The sequence below is a fragment of the Streptomyces sp. NPDC002884 genome (assembly GCF_040295245.1).
Taxonomy (GTDB): Bacteria; Actinomycetota; Actinomycetes; order Streptomycetales; family Streptomycetaceae; genus Streptomyces.
The window spans coordinates 1-1,467 of record NZ_JBEOVB010000103.1 but is presented as its reverse complement, the minus strand read 5'-3'; the positions used below and the strand labels follow the sequence as shown (position 1 = coordinate 1,467).

Annotated in this window: 1 protein-coding gene; it reads left to right on the top strand. The window is 70.6% G+C overall.

The features are described 5' to 3' along the window. The first annotated feature begins 148 nt into the window (after positions 1–148). Positions 149–1,465, top strand: a complete 1,317-nt coding sequence (locus ABT070_RS46175; protein ID WP_502990210.1) for an NsdA family TPR-like regulatory protein — start codon at positions 149–151, stop codon at positions 1,463–1,465. The last annotated feature ends 2 nt before the right edge of the window (positions 1,466–1,467 follow it).

Below are 1,467 nucleotides of genomic sequence, written 5' to 3'. Positions count from 1 at the left end.
TCCCCCCTTCCGGCGCCGCTCCGTATGAGTCGACGCACAGCAGTCGCCTCAACTGCCGGGATCAGGCGACAGTTTGAAGGGAGTCCCGCAGGAGTGCCGCATCCGGCTATCGTCACCATCCATGTGCGGTGAGTGATTGGATGAATGTGTGGAAGAGACCGATCGCCACCCCCTGACCGTTGCGCGGAAGGCGCGCGGCGTGTCGCAGGAAGCGCTCGCGGCCGGGGTTCAGGCCGCAGCCCGCCGACAGGGCCTGCGTTCGGGCACCGACCGGATGCGGGTGCGTAAGTGGGAACGGGGCGTGCGCCCGAGCGAGGAGTCACAGGCGTACATCGCCGAGGCGCTCGGCTGGCCCGCGGACATCGTCCGGGCCGACGACTGGCCGAAGTGGCTGCCGCTCACCGCCAACGGGGTCATTCCCTTCGGCCCCCACAGCTCCGTGCCCGCCCTGAGAGAGGCCCTGCTGACAGCGATGGAACGCCGAACCTTCCTCTCGATCTCCAGTACCGCCCTGACCGCACTGGCGTCGGACTGGGCCGCCGGCTCCCACAACACGCTCGCGCAGGCCCACGACGGCAAACCGGTCGGCGAGGACCTCGTCGCCTTCCTGGAAGCCTCCACCCAGCACCTCGCCAATCTCCCCACCGAGCAGCGACAGCACACCCCTGCCCTGCTGGACGCGCACCTGGCCACCGTGACGGAACTCCTCGAACGCGGCCGCTGCACACGCGACATCAGGCTGCGCCTGCACACCCTCGCAGCCTCCCTGGCCCAGACCGTCGCCTGGCACCGCTTCGACCTCGGCCATCACGCCAACGCCAGCCAGCACTGGGTCGCCGGCCTGCACAACGCCCACGCGGTCGGCGACCGAGACATGGGTGCCGGCCTCCTTGGGGACCTCGCCTACCAAGCTGCCTGGCGTGGCCAGCACACCACCGCGGCACACATCCTCGAACACGCCCTCACCCGCGCCGAGAACCCCGCCGCCCGCTGCCTCCTCCAGCTACGTCTGGCCCGCACACTCGCCGCGCGCCGTGACCCCACCGAGCGCCGCACCGTGCTCCGCGCCCTCGCCGCAGCCGAACAGCACCTGAACGACGCGGGCACCGACCGGCCCACCTGGTGCGCCTGGGTATCCGAAGCAGATCTCGCGGTCGACTCCGGCCAGGCCCTCCTCGAACTCGGCGACACCGGCCGCGCCCACCAGCTCATCGCCGAAGGCGAGCTGCTGCTGCCCACCGCACGCGACAAGACCCGCGGCGTGTTTCTGACCTACCGCGCTGCGAGCCACCTCGACCAGAAGGAACCCGAACCCGCGGCAGCCGCAGCCAACGAGGCCCTGCTCCTCGCCCGCCGCATCGGTGCTCCCCGATGCGTCAGGCTCATCGACGACCTCCTGCCACGATTCCAGCCCTACGCTCGAGCCCAAGGCGTTCCCGAGCTGCTCCACCTCGCCGCCGTATAGTG